The sequence below is a fragment of the Taibaiella chishuiensis genome, assembly GCF_003014535.1.
Taxonomy (GTDB): domain Bacteria; phylum Bacteroidota; class Bacteroidia; order Chitinophagales; family Chitinophagaceae; genus Taibaiella; species Taibaiella chishuiensis.
In genome coordinates this window covers 134,242-151,008 of the sequence record NZ_PYGD01000010.1, presented here as the reverse complement: position 1 = coordinate 151,008, position 16,767 = coordinate 134,242, and the positions used below count along the sequence as shown (strand labels likewise).

The following is a 16,767-nucleotide window of genomic DNA, read 5'->3' as shown; positions in this document are numbered from 1 at the left end:
CAACGAAAATCTATCGCATGATATACAATTTTCCGTAGCCGTTTTTAAAATATTTATCGACGGCTGCATTCTTTCTCTGCTCTATGCCTTCTCCTCTTATCGAAGTGATCACACGGTACAGGTACACGCCGTTACCCAGTGTCTGCCCGTATTCGTCTTTACCATCCCAGCGATAATCGGTGATATTGCGTCCGATATGCAGGTCGCCCAATTCATACTTTTTGATCTCCCGCACCACTTTACCCGTTACCGTAATGATCTGGATCTTGAACTGGGAGGGTATTTCCGAACCCGTCATGGTAAAGATAAACTGCGTCGATGTGGAGAAGGGATTCGGGTAGTTCAGCACATTGGTAATAGAGGGTTTGTTCTCGATGGTAAAGTTAACTTCATACATCGAAGCATTGGTGCCGGCGCCACCGGTACCGCCTGCATTATTGCCCACTTTATCCTTGCCGGTAACCACGAGCCGGTATACACCATCTTCCAGCAATTCGGGACGGTATTCGATCCTGGCCTCGTTCTTGGCGCTTACCCCGGTATCTGCAGCCGGGTAAAACCTGCAGATGTTGCCGTCGACCGGTATATTTTGCGGTGTACTGCTGCCGGGCCGCAGTAACTGCACCCGCATCAGCGCGGTATCGTTCAACGGCATGTATTTATTCTCATCGCGGAGCAATACTTTGATCAGTGGCTTGGCCGAAACGATATCCTTATCCAGGATATGCACCCCGTCGAAGGTTACGTCGAGCAGCGGGCTGCGCCGGTCCGAGGCCATATAGAAGTTCAGGTAACCCAGGTTGTTGGGATGGTATTGCTCGGGCTGGTTATTATCCGGGTTGGCCTCGATAAAGAGGAAGTTATTGCCGGAATAATTGAGCGGATCGAAATCCAGGTCGGCAATAAGCGTATCGTTGCCCAACAGTTTCTTGTATTTCTTATTGGCCAGCACATGGGTGGTATTGTTCGCATCGATCATTTTATAACGCACAAGCATACTATCCATAGGAATTGCGGTCAGGTTTTCGATGGCGATCCGGAGTTTGCCCCGTTGTCCTGCAGTGAGTGAATCCTGGTATTCGAAATGAGCATTGGCATTGAGTGCGGCCTCGGGCACAGGTTTATACAACACGCGCCAGTAGTTGAGGTACGGACTGGTACGTACGATGTTATCCACGCTGTACCAATTTAATTTCAACCTCGGGTATTGGTTGGCCGAAATAAAGGACAGCGAAGTATCGCGGGCCAGGCCCGAATACAGGAGGTTCTCAGCATTCTGCGCAGTGATACCATAAATCTGCACGTAGGGAGAGTCGAACTGCGGTGCATTGTCGGTAGGTGAAGTCTGCCAGATCAGGTTTTTCCATTCCAGCGCCGGTCCTACGATGGTGCTTTCCATCATACCGGTATCCGGGTAACTTAAGAACGTAATATTGTCCATCGTGATCTTCGTTACTTCATCCGGACTTACCGACTGGTATACGGGATACGTATTGTCTCCTTTTTTACGGAAGAAGGCAAATACTTTTTTGACATTGACAAAAGAATCGATCTGGTTGAAGCCAAGGTTCTTGATCGTATGGTACAACGAATTGCCCGTACCGTTCACCAGTTCATCATCTTTCCATTGTGCCGCAGTTTGTCCGTTCCAGATCGGATCGTAGATCAGGTTTTTGATCATGATATAATTACCGTTCGGCACCGAATCGATAAAGCGCTTGGCGTAGTTCCGAGATTCAAGCGTACCGGTAGAGAATTCGTACTGGTAACGTTTCAGGTTAGGGTTGCCGCTACAGGTTGGCTGCGAGTGTGCGGAGCCCGCCAGGGTATTGGTCCAGGGTTGTCCCGATACCGAGTCGATAACCAGGATCTGTACAGAGCCGTTAAAGGCACATCCCCAGTTGTCGAGCACAAGGTCGTTGAGCGACTGCCTTACATTGGAGTAATCGTTAGCCGGGGAATAGATCGTTTTGTTTTCGATTTTGAAGGTGTTAACCAGGGGGTTAAACCTGAACTTCCTCGTTGTCTCCAGCAGTTTAATACCGGTTAACTGGTTCCTTTTATATTGGTAGTAGTGCGACTGGTTCCAGCCATCCGAGCCGTTGGCCAGGTAGATAAAGGAACTGGAAGACCAGCTGTTGACCCCGTTGATCAGGGTGTCCGGCGCAGCACGCCAGTAGTAGACCACGCTGTCTCTATAGGTAATATTGGGCTTCCATTTTATGATGCCCCCGGAACTGGTAATCTGGGTAGCCAGTTTCAGCGGGCTGTCGAAGGTTTCGGTCGTATCTATTTCCAGTTTGTAACGCATATTACGGGCAAATGCGTTCAGCGTAGAGGCCTTTAATGTGGTATTCTGATCATGTACGATCGCAAACTCGTGCGGGTATACCGGTACCAGGTTTTCCGAATAGATAAAGAGTTGCAGGGTAGCTGCATTGTTCTGCTCCGATACCTCGTCGTAGCGGTCATTGGCATCGATCTTGACCGTATATTTATTTAAACCGATATCCAGGTTGGGGTTAACGGGTACGCGGAAGTAAACGGTGTCGGTATTAAGCAGGTTGGCCACGCGTAAGGTATCGGTATAAGCTACCGCACCGCTGCCCTGGCGTACATGCTCCAAGCGTACCAGTACCGTATCGCGCTCGGCTTTACCGAGGTTGTACAGCACGGCTTTGAGGGTAAACGAATCCAATGCTGTGGTTACATTGGCCGGGTTGGCCGAAAGCCCGGCTTCTTCTACGGCATAGTCCCTTTGCTCCGGGTTGAACATATAGAGTGCAGGGTCGCCCTGGTAAACGAGACATTGGGTATGTACATCCACAAATGCGCCACCGAAATTATTCTGCAGGTATTCGATATTCTTCCGGTATTGCTGCCCCAGTGTTTTACCATAGTCGCGGTAAGAGATGCTGCGCATCAGGTTTTGCATATAAGGGTGCAGCACAGTGGTCCAGCCGGTATTATCTCCGGCGATCATCATAATGGAGCCGCCTTTTTCGGAAACCAGGTAGTTCTCACTGATGGTCTTAACCGTATCCAGCGTAAAGATATGACCTACGTTACAGCCATAGGCAAAGAAGGTCATGAACCGCGGCGTTGAATTATAATTATCCGGTGTATTCAGGTTGAAGTCGAAGCCCGTGGAGGAAGCGTGGCCATAAAAGGTAAGGTTACCTACGCCTTTATTTACCAGCGAATCTACGGCATTGCTATGCTCCTGGTCTACCGGGTCGGTTGTCGATTTAGCGATCGTAGTTACGATACCGCCTACAAGGGTATCCTCGTAAATGTCTTTACATCCCTGCAGGGAGTTCAACAAGGTAACCTGCAGGCTCTGGTTGGACGAACCGGCAATGTTGAGCCCTTTTTTCTTCCAGAATTCGGAAGCAACGGTAGGCAGTGTTGCCGGCCGCATGGCACCTTCATAAAGTTTTACCTTATTCAGGTAACCGCCGATCTCGGCATTGCTCCATGCCGAGAACCTGCCTGTGGCAAGTATGGGCTTATTGTCATTATTAAAGCTGGAAAAAAGGTTGTCGGAACCCGGGTCGCCCCAGGTGGGCACCGGTGAATAAGAGTACTGGGCGGCATTTTGCTGGTAAGCGGCATAGGCGTTGTAAACAATACCCTTGCCCACAATAAACAGGTAGCTCGGTTTGGTGCCCCAGTTGTCGCTGGCATATTTAATAAACTTACGAACGCTCATCGGGTGGTATTCAAAGCCGAAGCCAAACTGGTCGTACAGTTCCGTTACGTCGACAATAACCGGGCTGTGGCTGCCCCCGTTGGCGCTGCTCCTGTAACTCTTGAAATCGTTCAGGTAGTTCGGTGTAGCATTGATATAATTTTTATGACTGAGGATAATATAATCACCCTGGTTATTGCTATTGCTGTAGTTACGGAAGGTAACGGGTTGTAAATTGTTTACAGCCCCGATGGTACCGGCGCTTACCAGCAGCAGATCGCGGTCGGCAAAGGAGTTATCGAGATAGAACTTAACCAGGCCACCGTCTAACACACCGTTATAAACCCTGCTGTTGGTACGGTCGATCAGCCTTGGGGCCTGTCCGCCGGTATTGAAGCCCGAGATCTCGAGATAACGTTCTGCAGCCGGAACCTGGAATGCGGCAAGCGTGCTCAGGCTACCGGCAAAATTATAGGTCCGCGGGTAGCGGATGGAAACCTCCATTACGTATTTATTGGCCGGTCCACTGGCTGCATCGGTTAAAGTAACCGTAGTATTCGGATCGTTAAGCAAACCCGTGGAGATATTCACACTGCGTTTTACCATGTTGAAGCCGTATACGGTACTATCGAAAACACTGGTACTGTTCACCCTTACATTAAACAAATGCTGGTTGACAGCGATAGTATGGCCCGACATGGTAAAGGAAAGCGATGCATTAGGGCCTGCGTTATACACCTGGGATACTGGGACGTTAAGCGTATGCACCGGTTTTAAATCGGGGTAGGCCCAGCCTTCGCCCAGGTCGTAGTCGGCGGCATAGAAGTAATCGCTGCTGATATTGGTCTGTCCGTCGTTAAAAGAGCTCCTGATGTTTTCGGTAGGACGGGATACCGCCCAGCAATACGGAGCTGCAGCCGGCGCGGGCACCGGTATTGCGGCATTTACCTGTTGCAGGCGTTGATGGGTCGTGTTGTCGTAGGTAAGGAAGTAATAGGCGGTATCCGAGATCAGGTTAAGATCTTTATTGGGCTGGAAACCGGGATCGGGATAAAGATCGGTATCGATCTTGCCATCCGCCTTGGTGGCATAGAATTCGATAAAATCGCTGCTACCGAATACGCCGCTGGTGGAAGTATAAACCGGCACTTCCTGGCCTTCGCGGAAAATAGCAAACTGGTTGCCGGTTACAGCCGACATACCCAGGGCATCGAGCTGTGTTTTACTGATGCGGTAGATGCCCTCCCGCGCTATTTTAAATTTATAATAGGTATTGCTGAATTTGATCCATTCGTTACCGTAAGGCTGCGCATGCGCGGGCGCTGTAACCAGCCCGTTCAGTACCAGGGCCAATGTGGCAGCCAGCAATGATTTGTATAATATATGCTTCATTTCTGTTTTCTATTTTTAATGATGAAGGGCAGTTTACTGCTGTTTAGCAGGTTCCGGAGCTACCGTCCTGGCCGGGGGCCTGCTGTCTGCAGCGGCCTGTTTCCTGGCTTTGTAGATATCCAGGCGGATGGAAATCACGTGAGACATCAGCGGGTTGTCCTGCATTTGCAAACTGGTAAACGCATAGTCTACGGAAAAGCTCTTCACCTTAAACCCTACCCCTACAGAAGGCTGGAATACGGTATATTTTTTGGTATTGGTGGTGTCCGCATTATCGAGCGCCCGGTAGAAGTTACCGATGCCGGCCCGTACAAAAATGGAGTTTTTATAGCTGGCCTCTACACCCAGTCTCGGGTCGATACTGATGGGTTTGGATGAAACCAGGGTAGTACGTTTACCATCGGTCGTAACGTCGAACCCGAGTTCGGCCAGTACCTGGATATCTTTACCGGCTTTCATAAAGTTACGGGCAATGCCGAAGTTGAAGCGGGGCAGCATAACCTCGTAAGACTTGATGGGTATTTCGTTTTTAGTGGCGTCGAAGATTTTCTTCTCCTCATCGGTCAGGTGAAAGCTCCATGCCGTATAACTGGTGGTAATATCTTTCGCGGTAAGCCCGAAGATCCATTGTTTATAATCTACCTGCAGCCCCAGGTCGAGGCCGAAACCCCAGGCATTGGCCATACTGCCCACATTGCGGTACAGGATCTTACCGCTGGCGCCGATACGGGTGTGGAGGTCTTTATTCTTTTTGAACCAGTTCAGCTTTTGCGCATAGGAAAGCAGCACGGCGTAGTCGCCGGCCGAGAATCCTTTCAGCTTGCTTTCGTTAAACGAACCATCGGGCTGTACATAATCGAGCGTATAAGGAATATTGTCGGTGGCAAAACGGATAAAGGTGATGCCCAGGGCCCTGTCCTTCTTTTTTAAAGGAACAGCTACGGAACCATAATCGTATTTGAAGATACCGGCAAAGTACTCGGCATGCATCAGGCCTGCCTGGTAATCCGCATCCACCTTCATCAGGCCGGCGGGGTTCCAGTAACCTGAATACACATCGGAAGTGGAAGCGGCCGTAGCCCCCGCCATACTCAATCCCCTGGCCCCTACCCCGATATTGAGGTATTCATTCACATAAATCCGGCTTTGGGCGCGGGTGGTGAGGGAAAAACAGGATAATAAAAAAACGAGTCCAAATTTTCTCATAGTGTAGCTTTATAGCTGGCGCAAAAATAGCCGTTTTTGATTAACTTAAGGTTAACGCGGCTTATTCGTTGGATATTGGTTCACAAAGCGTTTAAACATTACAACCCGTAAATCAAGTAACCTGCAACGAAGTTAGGAAAATCTTAACTTTTGAAACAGATTTAGATCAAAAATCTTGCCATTTTGTTACATTTGCAACCGGGTCGGCATTTCCGCATTCCTGATCCGTCTTCATTCATTAAAATCAGCATTTACAATCGTGGTAAAGAATTTTATTCCCGAACTACAGCAACGAGGATTACTACAAGACATTATTCCGGGTACAGAGGAACAATTAGCGAAAGAGATGACTTCGGGTTATGTGGGCTTCGACCCTACAGCGGACAGCCTGCATATCGGCAGTATGCTGCCGATTATATTATTAATGCACATGCAACGCGCAGGGCACAAACCCTATGCCCTTATTGGCGGCGCTACCGGCATGATCGGCGATCCGACCGGGAAATCGGCCGAGCGCAACCTGCTGGACAACGATACTTTACAACGCAATATTACCGGCATCCGGAAACAGTTACAGAAATTCCTGGATTTCGACGCCGCAAAACCCAATGCCGCAGAACTGGTCAACAACCACGACTGGTTCAAGGATTTTTCCTTCCTCGATTTTATCCGCGATGTGGGCAAGCACATTACCGTTAATTATATGATGGCCAAAGATTCGGTACAGAAAAGACTGGAATACGGTCTTTCATTTACCGAATTCAGCTACCAGCTCATCCAGGGTTACGATTTCTATTACCTGAACCAGCATAAAAATATTAAACTGCAGTTTGGCGGCGGCGACCAATGGGGCAATATCGTAACCGGTACCGAACTGATACGCCGTAAGGGCGGCAGCGAAGCCTTTGCCTTTACCTGCCCCCTGCTGAAAAAAGCCGATGGCGGTAAATTCGGTAAAACAGAATCCGGTAATATCTGGCTGGACCGCGAGAAAACCTCGCCTTACCAGTTCTACCAGTACTGGCTTAAAGTAACCGACGAGGACGCCAAAAACCTGATCCGTTTATTTACCTTCCTGCCGATCGATGAAATAGAGGCCCTGGTACAGGAACACGAAGCTGCCCCGCACCTGCGCGCCCTGCAAAAGAAGCTGGCCGAGGAGGTGACGACGCTCGTACACAGTGCCGAAGACCTGCATTTTGCACAGCAGGCCAGCGATATCCTTTTTGGTAAATCGACTACCGAAGCCCTGGCCACCCTCGACGAAAAACAATTGCTCGAAGTAATGGAAGGCGTGCCCCAGGTTACCTTTTCACGCGCATCGCTGAAAGAAGGCGTCGATTTTGTGCAGTTCCTGGCAGATACCGGTGTTTTCAGCTCCAAAGGCGAAGCCCGCAAAATGCTGCAATCGGGCGGCATCAGCATCAATAAAGAGAAAGTGGAAGATGCTGCCGTACTGCTGAAAGAAGAGCACCTGCTGAATGACCGTTATACGCTGATTCAAAAAGGTAAAAAACAATATTATCTTGCTGTTTTCGAATAAAAAACTGAAGCCTTGAAAATATTTACCGCCCGCCAGATCAGGGAATGCGACGCCTTCACCATTCAGGAAGAAGGCATAACTTCCGCTGATCTGATGGAGCGGGCGGCTAACGCCTGTGCCTCCTGGCTACAGCAACATTACAGTAATCATACCCCCGTACTAGTCGTTTGCGGTATGGGCAATAACGGCGGCGACGGGTTGGCGCTTACCCGCATCCTGTTACAACAGGGCTACCCCGCCAGGGCCGTGGTCCTGCGGCATGCGGCCCAGTTTTCGCCCGATGCCGCTCATAACCTGACCCTGCTGCACCAGCTGATGCCCGAAAACATCAGGATCCTGGAGCCTGGGCAATACCTGAGCACCTTATCCGAAGACATCCTGGTCATCGATGCATTATTCGGCACAGGCCTGAACCGACCGCTCGAAGACTGGCCGGCATCTTTTGTGCAGGAGCTCAATGCCTTGAGCAATACCGTTATTGCCATCGACACGCCCAGCGGCTTACCCGCCGACAGCCTGCCGGAGCCGGAGGCCGCGGTGATCCGGGCGCAATACACCCTCAGCTTCCAGTTTTATAAACGCAGCTTTCTCCATCCCGAGGCAGCGGTCCATACCGGCGCCGTACACCTGCTCGATATCGGGCTGAGCACGCAGTATATAACCGCTACCCATACCCAATATTATACGACCGGTGCTGCAACGGCTGCAGCGCTGTATAAGCCCAGGAATCCCTTCGGGCACAAAGGCAGTTTTGGTAAAGTACAACTGGTAGGCGGCAGTTATGGTAAAATGGGCGCTATAGCCCTGAGCACCCGTGCCGCACTGCGAAGCGGGGCGGGCCTGGTTTTTACCGCGGCCCCCGAAACCGGCAATACCATCCTGCAGGTGCTCAACCCGGAAGCCATGTTTATAGCGGCCGGTAAAGAAGTAGTCGAAAAAATTAAAGCCGAAGATAAAGCGGTGCTGGGTATCGGTCCGGGTATGGGCCAGGCCCCGGAAACGGGCGCTGCCCTGCTGCGGTATATCCGTTCGGCCAATGGCAGCCTGGTGCTCGATGCCGATGCACTCAACCTGGTTGCAGCCGAAAAGGATATGTTGCATCTTTTGCCGGCGCATACCATTATCACACCACATCCCAGGGAGTTTGAACGCCTGTTTGGCAAGGCGCCCGACTCCATGCTCCAGGTAGAACTGGCGCGGGCCAATGCCATGAAGTACAATATCTGTATCGTGCTTAAGGGCCATCATACCGCTGTGGTGCTGCCTACAGGCGCCTGCTGGTACAATACCACGGGCAATGCCGGCATGGCTACCGGCGGCAGCGGCGATGTACTGACCGGTATCCTTACCGCCTTGCTGGCCCAGGGCTATACACCGGCAGATGCTGCCCGGCTGGGCGTATACCTGCATGGCCTTGCCGGCGACCTGGCAGCTGCCGCATCCGGACAGGAAGCGCTCATTGCCGGCGACCTGCCCGATTGGCTGGGCGCTGCATTCCGGAGTTTGTCCGGTGACCTGTAATGCTTATTTCTTTATATTTACAGACCTTATTCCCCTTTTCATCATGCGAGCGCTGCTTACCGCAATGGTCTTTTTGTGTTGTGCCCTGCCGGCGCCCTCAGTGCGGGCACAGGTGCAATATGCCGTTTATGCCGGGGGCGGTTATCCGTATGCATCGGCGACTAAAAGTGCGGTCAGCAATAACTTTATAGTTACACCCAATGCCGCCGTACTGCTGCATATTCCTGTCGGTAAACATATCGGTATCGAAACCGGGCTGTCCTACACCGTAAAGGGACTGATCAATGACGATACTTTATTCAACGATCATGCAGGCTGGGGCCTGCGGTTCCGGTTACGTAAAAAGCTCGACTACCTGGGTATCCCGCTGATGCTGACCTGGCGTGTAAAAGCCGGCAAACAACATGACCTTTTTATCGGTGGCGGTATGGTGTATAGTTTTATGTTGCGCGGGGTAACAAAGGGCTACAACTGGATATTTTCGCCCAATGGCTTATCCGAATCCGGTTGGGATGAGCCCATTCAACCGGTTCTTATACCGGATCGCGACCTGAAGATATCGCAGGAGTATTTCTTTGATGCCGGTCTTAAGCTGCAATTATCGTACGTCTGGCGTGGCCGTTATGGTATACGCCTGTTTCATGAACAGAGTCTTTACAGTTATCATACACCCGGCTCGGGCGTCGAAACCCGCTTAAGGTATACGGGTATCGCATTATCTTTCGGGTTTCCCCGCCTGCCTTAATATCAGGCCGCAGTAACTTCCCGGGTCTTTGCCGGAACGGCATTTCCTTTTTTCGATTTTTTCCTGCGGCCCCGCCAGATCAGGAAGCCGGTAACAGGCAGGCTGGCGCAGATCAGGCTGGCGCAGAAGGCCAGTATCTTGCCCGGCAAACCGGCAATAGCGCCTACATGGATATCGTAATTCATCCGTACCAGCTTATCGGCAACTTTGGTATCCTGCAACCGGCCAAAGGCATGTTTTACGGATAACTCTTTGAACGAGTACTGGTCGAAATAGCGGTAATCGGCTTTCCAATAGGTCCTGCTATCGGGATTCAGGGCAATCTCGATCGAGGATGCCTTGCTTTCCGGTATATGTACTTCCATCAGGCCGGCAAAGGCAGGCTGTTCCTGCCGCATATTGAGCCATACCTGGTCGATGGCGGGCAATGTGGAACGGCGTTGCATGCTGCTCGTATCCGACAGGGTTTCTTCAAAGGCGATGGCTTCTTTACCGCCGGAGGTAGTCCAGTACACGGTTTTGGCAAACCATTGAAAACCCCATACCAGGCCGGTAAAGGCGATAAAGATAATGACCCAGCTCATGTAGAAACCCAGTACGTTATGCAGGTCGTAATTGGTCCTGCGCCATTTGGCATTGAACTTTACGGAGAACCGTTGTTTTCGCGCGGCTTTATTGCGGGGCCACCATAAAATGATGCCGGTAATGATCATCACCACGAAGATGAGTGTGGCGCTGGCCACAATAGGCTGCCCGATGGCAGGTGGCAGCCAGAGATAAAAATGCCCGTCTATAATAAACCGGAAAAAGTCCTGGCTCATATCCCTTACCTTAAGCACTTTGCCCGTATAAGGATCGAGGAAGACGAGGTAATAATATTGCGGTTCGGCATTGTAGAATACGGCCACACTGGCCTTACCCGGCTCGTAGGAAACGCTGTGCAATTTCTTGTCGGGCAGTTGTTTCAGCGCAATGGTTTCCAGCTCGGACGGCGCCATCAGCGGGGTTTTCCGGGTTTCTACAAAACGGTAGTGCTGGGTAGCGTCTTCTATTTCCCGTTCAAAGGCAAGTATACAGCCTGTCAAACCCAGGAAGCATACAATAAGGCCCGAGGTAAGGCCCAGCCACAGGTGCAGCCAGCTCACCACTTTCTTAAACGGCGACTTCGTCTTTTTCTTCGCGGCAACAGCTGCAGTTTTCATCGTATTATCCTTAAAAAGCTATAGCCGCCAGGAGCGAGCCCGGCGACCATAGCGTAGAAAAAAAATCATTAAAAACGGTAAGCGATACTTGCCCTGAAATTACGCGGCGGTTCGGCCTGGTAATAATAGAAGCTGGCGTATGGCGCACCGGAGTACAGGTATTTATCCAGTATATTAAACACATTAACGGCTACGGTCATCCGGTCGTTCTGCCAGGATACGCCGCCATCGAGCCGGAAGTAATCGGGCAGGTTCTTCTGGTTGGTCGCATCCCAGGACCAGGTGCTGCGGTCTTTCTGGTAAGAGAAACCACCGGCAAAGCCCAGGCCTTTAAGCGCTCCTTCCGGAATGCGGTAGCTGAGCCATGCATTGGATACATGTTTGGCGAAACCGGGAACCAATTTGTCGATATTGGCCGGCACAATGTCCTTGGTAATCCTGGAATCGGTATACGCATAGTTCAGGATCAGGCTCAGGCCGCGGGTAATCTCGCCGCGCAGGTCGAACTCCACGCCCCAGGCACGGCTCTGGCCTACCTGCAGGGAATAGATATTGTTCGGGTTGTTGGTGGTATCCGGGTCGGCGATCAGCTGGTTGTTTTTAAGAATGCGGTATACCGAGAGGGTCGTATTCCATTGTCCGTCCATCCAGTCCCTTTTCAGGCCCAGCTCTATATTGTTACCGGTAATGGGTTTGGGCTTATCGCCATTGCGCAGCAGGCCCGATTGCGGTACAAAAGACTGATCGAACAAGGCATAAGCCGTAGTATTCTTATCGATAGAAGCGCTGAGGCCGATACGCGGCGTGAAACGCTTTGCATCTACTACAGTGCCGTAAGACGATTCTTTAACATAGGTGTACCTGCCGGCCAGGGTAAGACGCAGCCTGTTTTCGAAAAAGCCGATCTCATCCTGTACATAAAGCCCCGCAAACGATTGGTTGATCAGGTTGCCGCCGGCACGCTGGCGCAGGCTCCTGCTGCGGTCAAACACCGGGTAGCCATTGGATGGCGTACCGTGTACCGGCTTATAAATATTAAAGAAAGTACCTTCTTTATCGAGGGCATGCGATTGGCCCCAGTCGGCCATATACTCTTTATCGCCGAGGTCGAGGCCGGCAAGAATACGGTGGTGTACGGGCCCGGTCTGTATATCGCCGTTCAGGTATACCTGGCCAAACTTGGATTCGTTGGCGGCATCCCAGATACCTACCGAACGGATCATATTGCCCTGGGCATCGAGCGAATTGGGCCAGAGGGATGAGCCCTGCTGGCTGTAGTTTAAATAAGCGGCCTGGGCAGTCAGTTTCCAGTCGCTGTTGATCTTATGGTGCAGGTACAGGAACAGGCTATGGTCTTTGACAATAGTAGGATCCAGGCCCGACTCCGCAGTGGTGAAGTTGCGGGGCAGGTCGCCGTAACCATTGGGCGAGAATACATAGGAAGAGCCTACATCCGACATGCGCGCATACTGGAAGTTATACTCGGCCGTAAGACTCGTTTTATCATCTATCTTATAGGTAATCACCGGGGCAATGCTGATCCGGTTATTGTATTGATAATCGCGGAAGGAATTCTGGGTTTGTCCCATCAGGTTAAGGCGGTACAATACTTTGCCGGTTTTATCCAGCTTACCGTCAAGGTCCACCGCCGCGCGGTAAAAGTCGAAGCTACCCAGGGTCAGCGTCGCTTCTCCCCTGTTTACACCGGTCGGCTTTTTCGTTACTACGTTATAGATGCCGCTGGGTTCGCCATTCGACATCATAAAGCCTGCAGGGCCTTTTACAAATTCAACATGGTCTACCATGCTCATATCTTCGGTAAGCGGGCCCCAGGTCGAGAGTACATTCATACCGTTGCGGAAGGCCGAGGCACGAGAGCCTCTCATATTTACACGTACATAGCTGTCCCAGTGTTCGAGCTGTGTGGCGCCGCTGATATTGCGCAGCAAGCCCATCCCCATACTGGTAATCTGCTGGTCGGCCATCACCTTATTGGTGATCACCTGTATGTTTTGCGGTGTTTCCAGTATCGGCGTTTCCAGCCTTAACGAGCTCGATACTTTATCGGCTTTGTAGCCCTGGCGGGCGGCGCCCACCACCACTTCGTTCAGTTCGGTATTGTTACCCTTAAGCCTTATTGCCGGTACATTGATGGTCTGGTCGTCGCCTACTTCTACCGTCATCGTACGTGTGGCGGAGCCTACGGCATGTACGGTCATTTTATATTTGCCGGCATCGCTCTCTATCGAAAAGTTCCCGTGTTCGTCGGTAATCGTGTTAACGTCTGTATCCTCGTTTTCGAGCGATATGGTAATGTTGGCCGCTGGGCTGCCATCATTGTTTATGATCTTACCTTTGATCGTGCCTGCCTGTCCGAATACAAGAGCGGAAGAGCAAAGCAAGCCAAAGAGCATAAACGTTTTTTTCATTATTCTGTTGATTTAAATTGTAAGAACCGGAACATGTTTTGGGGCTGTCTTTCGGGATACGGGGTATATTTACGTTTTCGCTGCAAAAGTAGAAGCGCGTATTTTCTTACACTTTCACAATCGGGAAAAATCCTTTCACAATCGGGAAAACCCGGGTTTCCGGTCCGTCTATTTTTGACTGTGTCGAAAAAAAGTCTTATCCAAGAGGTGTTTGTAATTTTTCTGTCATTTCGGGCCTCCTGCTCAGCCTCCGGGGCTTAAAGGATAATTTAGGATTTAGTATGCTGCAAAAAATTAAATTTGCAGCATGAATTTCAGCCTAGTAGAAGTGAGTTCCCCCCGGCAGGTACGCCAGTTCCTCGACCTGCCGCTAAAGATCTATAAAGGTGATCCCAATTGGATACAGCCGCTGGACAAGGATATTGAAGAAGTTTTCGATCCCGTTAAGAACAAGACGTTCCGGCAGGGCAAGTGCAGCCGCTGGCTTTTATTGGATGATAAAAAAGAAGTGATCGGCCGCGTTGCGGCTTTTATCAATAAAAAGTACAAACAAACGCAGCCTACAGGCGGCATCGGTTTTTTTGAATGCAGCAACGACCAGCAGGCGGCAAACTATATGCTTGACCACTGCCGCGAATGGCTGCGTGCCGAAGGCATGGAGGCCATGGACGGACCGATCAATTTCGGCGAGCGCGACCGCTGGTGGGGCATGGTAACGGAGGGCTTCCGCGAACCGTTATATGCCATGAACTATAACCCGCCCTATTACAACGAGCTCTTTACGAATTATGGCTTCCGGGTGTACTTCTACCAGGAATGTATGGGCCTTAAGATCGCCTGTGATTTTCACGAAAAACTGATTGCCCGGCGCAACGAGTTACGCAAAGACAACAACCTGCGGGTGGAACCGCTGCGCAAAAAAGACTGGCAAAAATATGCCCGCGACTTTGCCACGGTATACAACAAAGCCTGGGCCAGTCATGGCGAGGGTAAAACGATCGACGAACGCCAGGCCCTCAAGATCTTTAAATCGATGAAGCCCGTTATGGACGAGCGCATTACCTGGTTTACCTATTATAAAGACGAGCCTATAGCCTGCTGGCTTAACCTGCCCGACCTGAACCAGTATTTTAAACATCTGCACGGTAAGTTCGGTCTTCTGCAAAAGCTCAAATTCCTCTGGCTCAAAAAAACGATGGACAACAAAGGCGTGGTGGGCCTGGTATTTGGCGTAGTACCCGAATGGCAGGGCAAAGGTATCGACGCCTTTATGGTGGTGGAGGGTACCCAGGTCATGGTCGATAAGAGTCCGTTCGAAGATTACGAAATGCAGTGGGTCGGCGACTTCAACCCCAAGATGCTGAATGTGGCCAGATCCTTACGTGCTACGCGTACCCGGCAGCTGGCCACCTACCGTTACCTGTTCGACCGGCAAAAAGAATTTGTAAGACACCCCATACTGAAGCACTAAAGAGAAGGCTTCCGCGTTTTTACTTACATTTGCAACCATTAAATCAGATTATTTTCGAATGATAAAATTAGCGTCTATATTACTGGCAGGTACGCTTGTTTTTACTACCTATCATGCAAAAGCGCAGGACGACCTCAGTCCCGAGGTGGCGCGTATGCAGGAAAATGCCCGTACCTACCTGAACCGGGGCGACTATGCCAATGCGATCATGATGTATAGCCAGGCGGTAAGGCAGGCACCGGGCGAAGTAACCCTGCGCCGCGACCTGGCCTATGCCTACTACCTGTCGGGCGACGCTAAAAAAGCCAAAGAAATTATCGACCCGGTAACGGGCTCTTCTGTTGCCGACGAGCAAACCTACCAACTGGCCAGCGTGATCGAAGCCAAGCTCAACAACCGGGGCAAAGCCAAAAAGCTGTTGAACGAAGGCCTGGGCAAATTTCCCAATTCGGGCGTTTTGTACAACAGTAAGGGCAATATGCTGAATGCGGAGAAATACGACAAGGACGCGCTTGTGGCCTGGAATACCGGCATCCGCGTGGATCCTGGCTTTCCGCTGAATTATTACAGCGCTGCCAAAGCTTATTACGAACAGGACCAGCCGGTATGGACGCTTACCTATGGCGAGATCTTTATCAACCTGGAGCCGGCCACAACCCGTACCACCGAGATCAAAAAACTGATGATCGAAGGTTACCGCAAATTACTCTCGCCGGGTAAAGACGAGAAGTTGCCCGATTTCAATGCCTCGTCAGGTGCAGCGGCAGCCAACGACCGCAACTATGTAGCGGCCTACAAGGCAGCCATTACCCGCAGTGCGCCTGCCATTACGGAAGGCCTCAATACGGAGACCCTGACCATGCTGCGTTCGCGGTTTATGCTGGAATGGATGCAGCGTTATGCCAACCGGTATCCTTCTACCCTCTTTACCTACCAGGATAAAATGCTGCTCGAAGGTCATTACGATGCGTACAACCAATGGCTGTTCGGCGCCAGCGATAACTCGCAGGAGTTCTCGGTATGGATCAAGCAGAATGCCAAAAACTACGTGGCCTTCGAAAACTGGAAAAAGAGCAACCCGCTGCAACCCGCCGTTTCAGACCCCAAACCTCTTAAATAAAATCCTGACCTGAAAATTTTAACAATGCCAAACAGGCACAGCGATATCCATAATGACTTATAGTAATTCATTTTTTGGATTATCTTTGCCGCCGTTACAACTAAGATATGGAAGATTTAAAAGTTACCTTAAAGCAACAAATTATTGAGTCGTTAAACCTCCAGGGCATGAAGCCGGAAGATATCGACGATAACGCACCCTTATTCGGCGAAGGCCTGGGCCTGGACAGCATCGACTCCCTGGAGCTGATGGTACTGCTGGAGCGTAACTATGGCATCAAAATCGAAGATGCCCGCGAAGGCCGTAATATCCTGGCTTCCGTGGCGACTATGGCTGCTTATATCCAGGAGCACCGCAAGTTCTGATCCTGATCTATAACCTCTTTTTAATGTGCAAATTCAGTCCTGCTAATTTGCACATTATTTTTTTACCCAATCAAACAGCGTA

General features: G+C 50.7%; 10 protein-coding genes. 6 read left to right on the top strand and 4 right to left on the bottom strand.

The annotated features are described in order from the left end of the window. Nucleotides 1–10: 10 nt before the first annotated feature. Together porU2 and B0I18_RS20615 are read right to left on the bottom strand one after the other, a co-directional pair. Complete coding sequence (gene porU2 / locus B0I18_RS20620) at nucleotides 11–5,083, bottom strand: putative type IX secretion system sortase PorU2 (protein WP_106524642.1); 5,073 nt, start codon at nucleotides 5,081–5,083, stop codon at nucleotides 11–13. 33 nt (nucleotides 5,084–5,116) lie between these two features. Beyond that, nucleotides 5,117–6,289, bottom strand: a complete 1,173-nt coding sequence (locus B0I18_RS20615; protein ID WP_181358559.1) for a putative type IX sorting system protein PorV2 — start codon at nucleotides 6,287–6,289, stop codon at nucleotides 5,117–5,119. A gap of 259 nt (nucleotides 6,290–6,548) precedes the next feature. Here B0I18_RS20615 and tyrS point away from each other — a divergent pair, with 259 nt between their 5' ends. From tyrS to B0I18_RS20600, 3 genes are read left to right on the top strand one after another with little or no spacing between them, the layout of a single operon-like run. After that, entirely contained in the window at nucleotides 6,549–7,832 is a 1,284-nt protein-coding gene (tyrS, locus tag B0I18_RS20610; protein WP_106524641.1) for a tyrosine--tRNA ligase, read from the top strand. Nucleotides 7,833–7,844: 12 nt separating this feature from the next. Beyond that, a complete protein-coding gene (locus tag B0I18_RS20605; RefSeq protein WP_106524640.1) occupies nucleotides 7,845–9,353 on the top strand; it encodes an NAD(P)H-hydrate dehydratase in 1,509 nt (502 codons plus the stop codon). Between the two features lie 43 nt (nucleotides 9,354–9,396). Then, a complete protein-coding gene (locus B0I18_RS20600; RefSeq protein ID WP_181358558.1) occupies nucleotides 9,397–10,098 on the top strand; it encodes an outer membrane beta-barrel protein in 702 nt (233 codons plus the stop codon). A 2-nt stretch (nucleotides 10,099–10,100) separates the two neighbouring features. On the opposite strand, the gene B0I18_RS20595 is transcribed toward B0I18_RS20600, so the two are convergent. Then, entirely contained in the window at nucleotides 10,101–11,300 is a 1,200-nt protein-coding gene (locus B0I18_RS20595; RefSeq protein ID WP_106524638.1) for a PepSY-associated TM helix domain-containing protein, read from the bottom strand. 68 nt (nucleotides 11,301–11,368) lie between these two features. Beyond that, nucleotides 11,369–13,729, bottom strand: coding sequence for a TonB-dependent receptor (locus tag B0I18_RS20590; RefSeq protein WP_106524637.1), 2,361 nt, complete (start codon nucleotides 13,727–13,729; stop codon nucleotides 11,369–11,371). 307 nt (nucleotides 13,730–14,036) lie between these two features. On the opposite strand from B0I18_RS20590, the gene B0I18_RS20585 reads away from it, so the two are divergent. The 3 genes from B0I18_RS20585 (at nucleotide 14,037) to B0I18_RS20575 (ending at nucleotide 16,685) form a co-directional block, all read left to right on the top strand. Beyond that, nucleotides 14,037–15,200, top strand: a complete 1,164-nt coding sequence (locus B0I18_RS20585; RefSeq protein WP_106524636.1) for a hypothetical protein — start codon at nucleotides 14,037–14,039, stop codon at nucleotides 15,198–15,200. 58 nt (nucleotides 15,201–15,258) lie between these two features. Then, complete coding sequence (locus B0I18_RS20580; RefSeq protein WP_106524635.1) at nucleotides 15,259–16,320, top strand: tetratricopeptide repeat protein; 1,062 nt, start codon at nucleotides 15,259–15,261, stop codon at nucleotides 16,318–16,320. A gap of 107 nt (nucleotides 16,321–16,427) precedes the next feature. Continuing rightward, nucleotides 16,428–16,685 carry a phosphopantetheine-binding protein gene (locus tag B0I18_RS20575; protein WP_106524634.1) on the top strand — a complete coding sequence of 86 codons (258 nt, stop codon included), beginning with the start codon at nucleotides 16,428–16,430 and terminating at the stop codon, nucleotides 16,683–16,685. Nucleotides 16,686–16,767 lie beyond the last annotated feature (82 nt).

Excerpts from the sequence above, each read along its gene's own strand:
- B0I18_RS20575 (WP_106524634.1), top strand. The coding sequence starts at position 16,428 with ATGGAAGATTTAAAAGTTACCTTAAAGCAACAAATTATTGAGTCGTTA.
- B0I18_RS20615 (WP_181358559.1), bottom strand. The coding sequence starts at position 6,289 with ATGAGAAAATTTGGACTCGTTTTTTTATTATCCTGTTTTTCCCTCACC.
- B0I18_RS20600 (WP_181358558.1), top strand. The coding sequence starts at position 9,397 with ATGCGAGCGCTGCTTACCGCAATGGTCTTTTTGTGTTGTGCCCTGCCG.
- porU2 (WP_106524642.1), bottom strand. The coding sequence starts at position 5,083 with ATGAAGCATATATTATACAAATCATTGCTGGCTGCCACATTGGCCCTG.
- B0I18_RS20590 (WP_106524637.1), bottom strand. The coding sequence starts at position 13,729 with ATGAAAAAAACGTTTATGCTCTTTGGCTTGCTTTGCTCTTCCGCTCTT.
- B0I18_RS20580 (WP_106524635.1), top strand. The coding sequence starts at position 15,259 with ATGATAAAATTAGCGTCTATATTACTGGCAGGTACGCTTGTTTTTACT.
- B0I18_RS20585 (WP_106524636.1), top strand. The coding sequence starts at position 14,037 with ATGAATTTCAGCCTAGTAGAAGTGAGTTCCCCCCGGCAGGTACGCCAG.
- B0I18_RS20595 (WP_106524638.1), bottom strand. The coding sequence starts at position 11,300 with ATGAAAACTGCAGCTGTTGCCGCGAAGAAAAAGACGAAGTCGCCGTTT.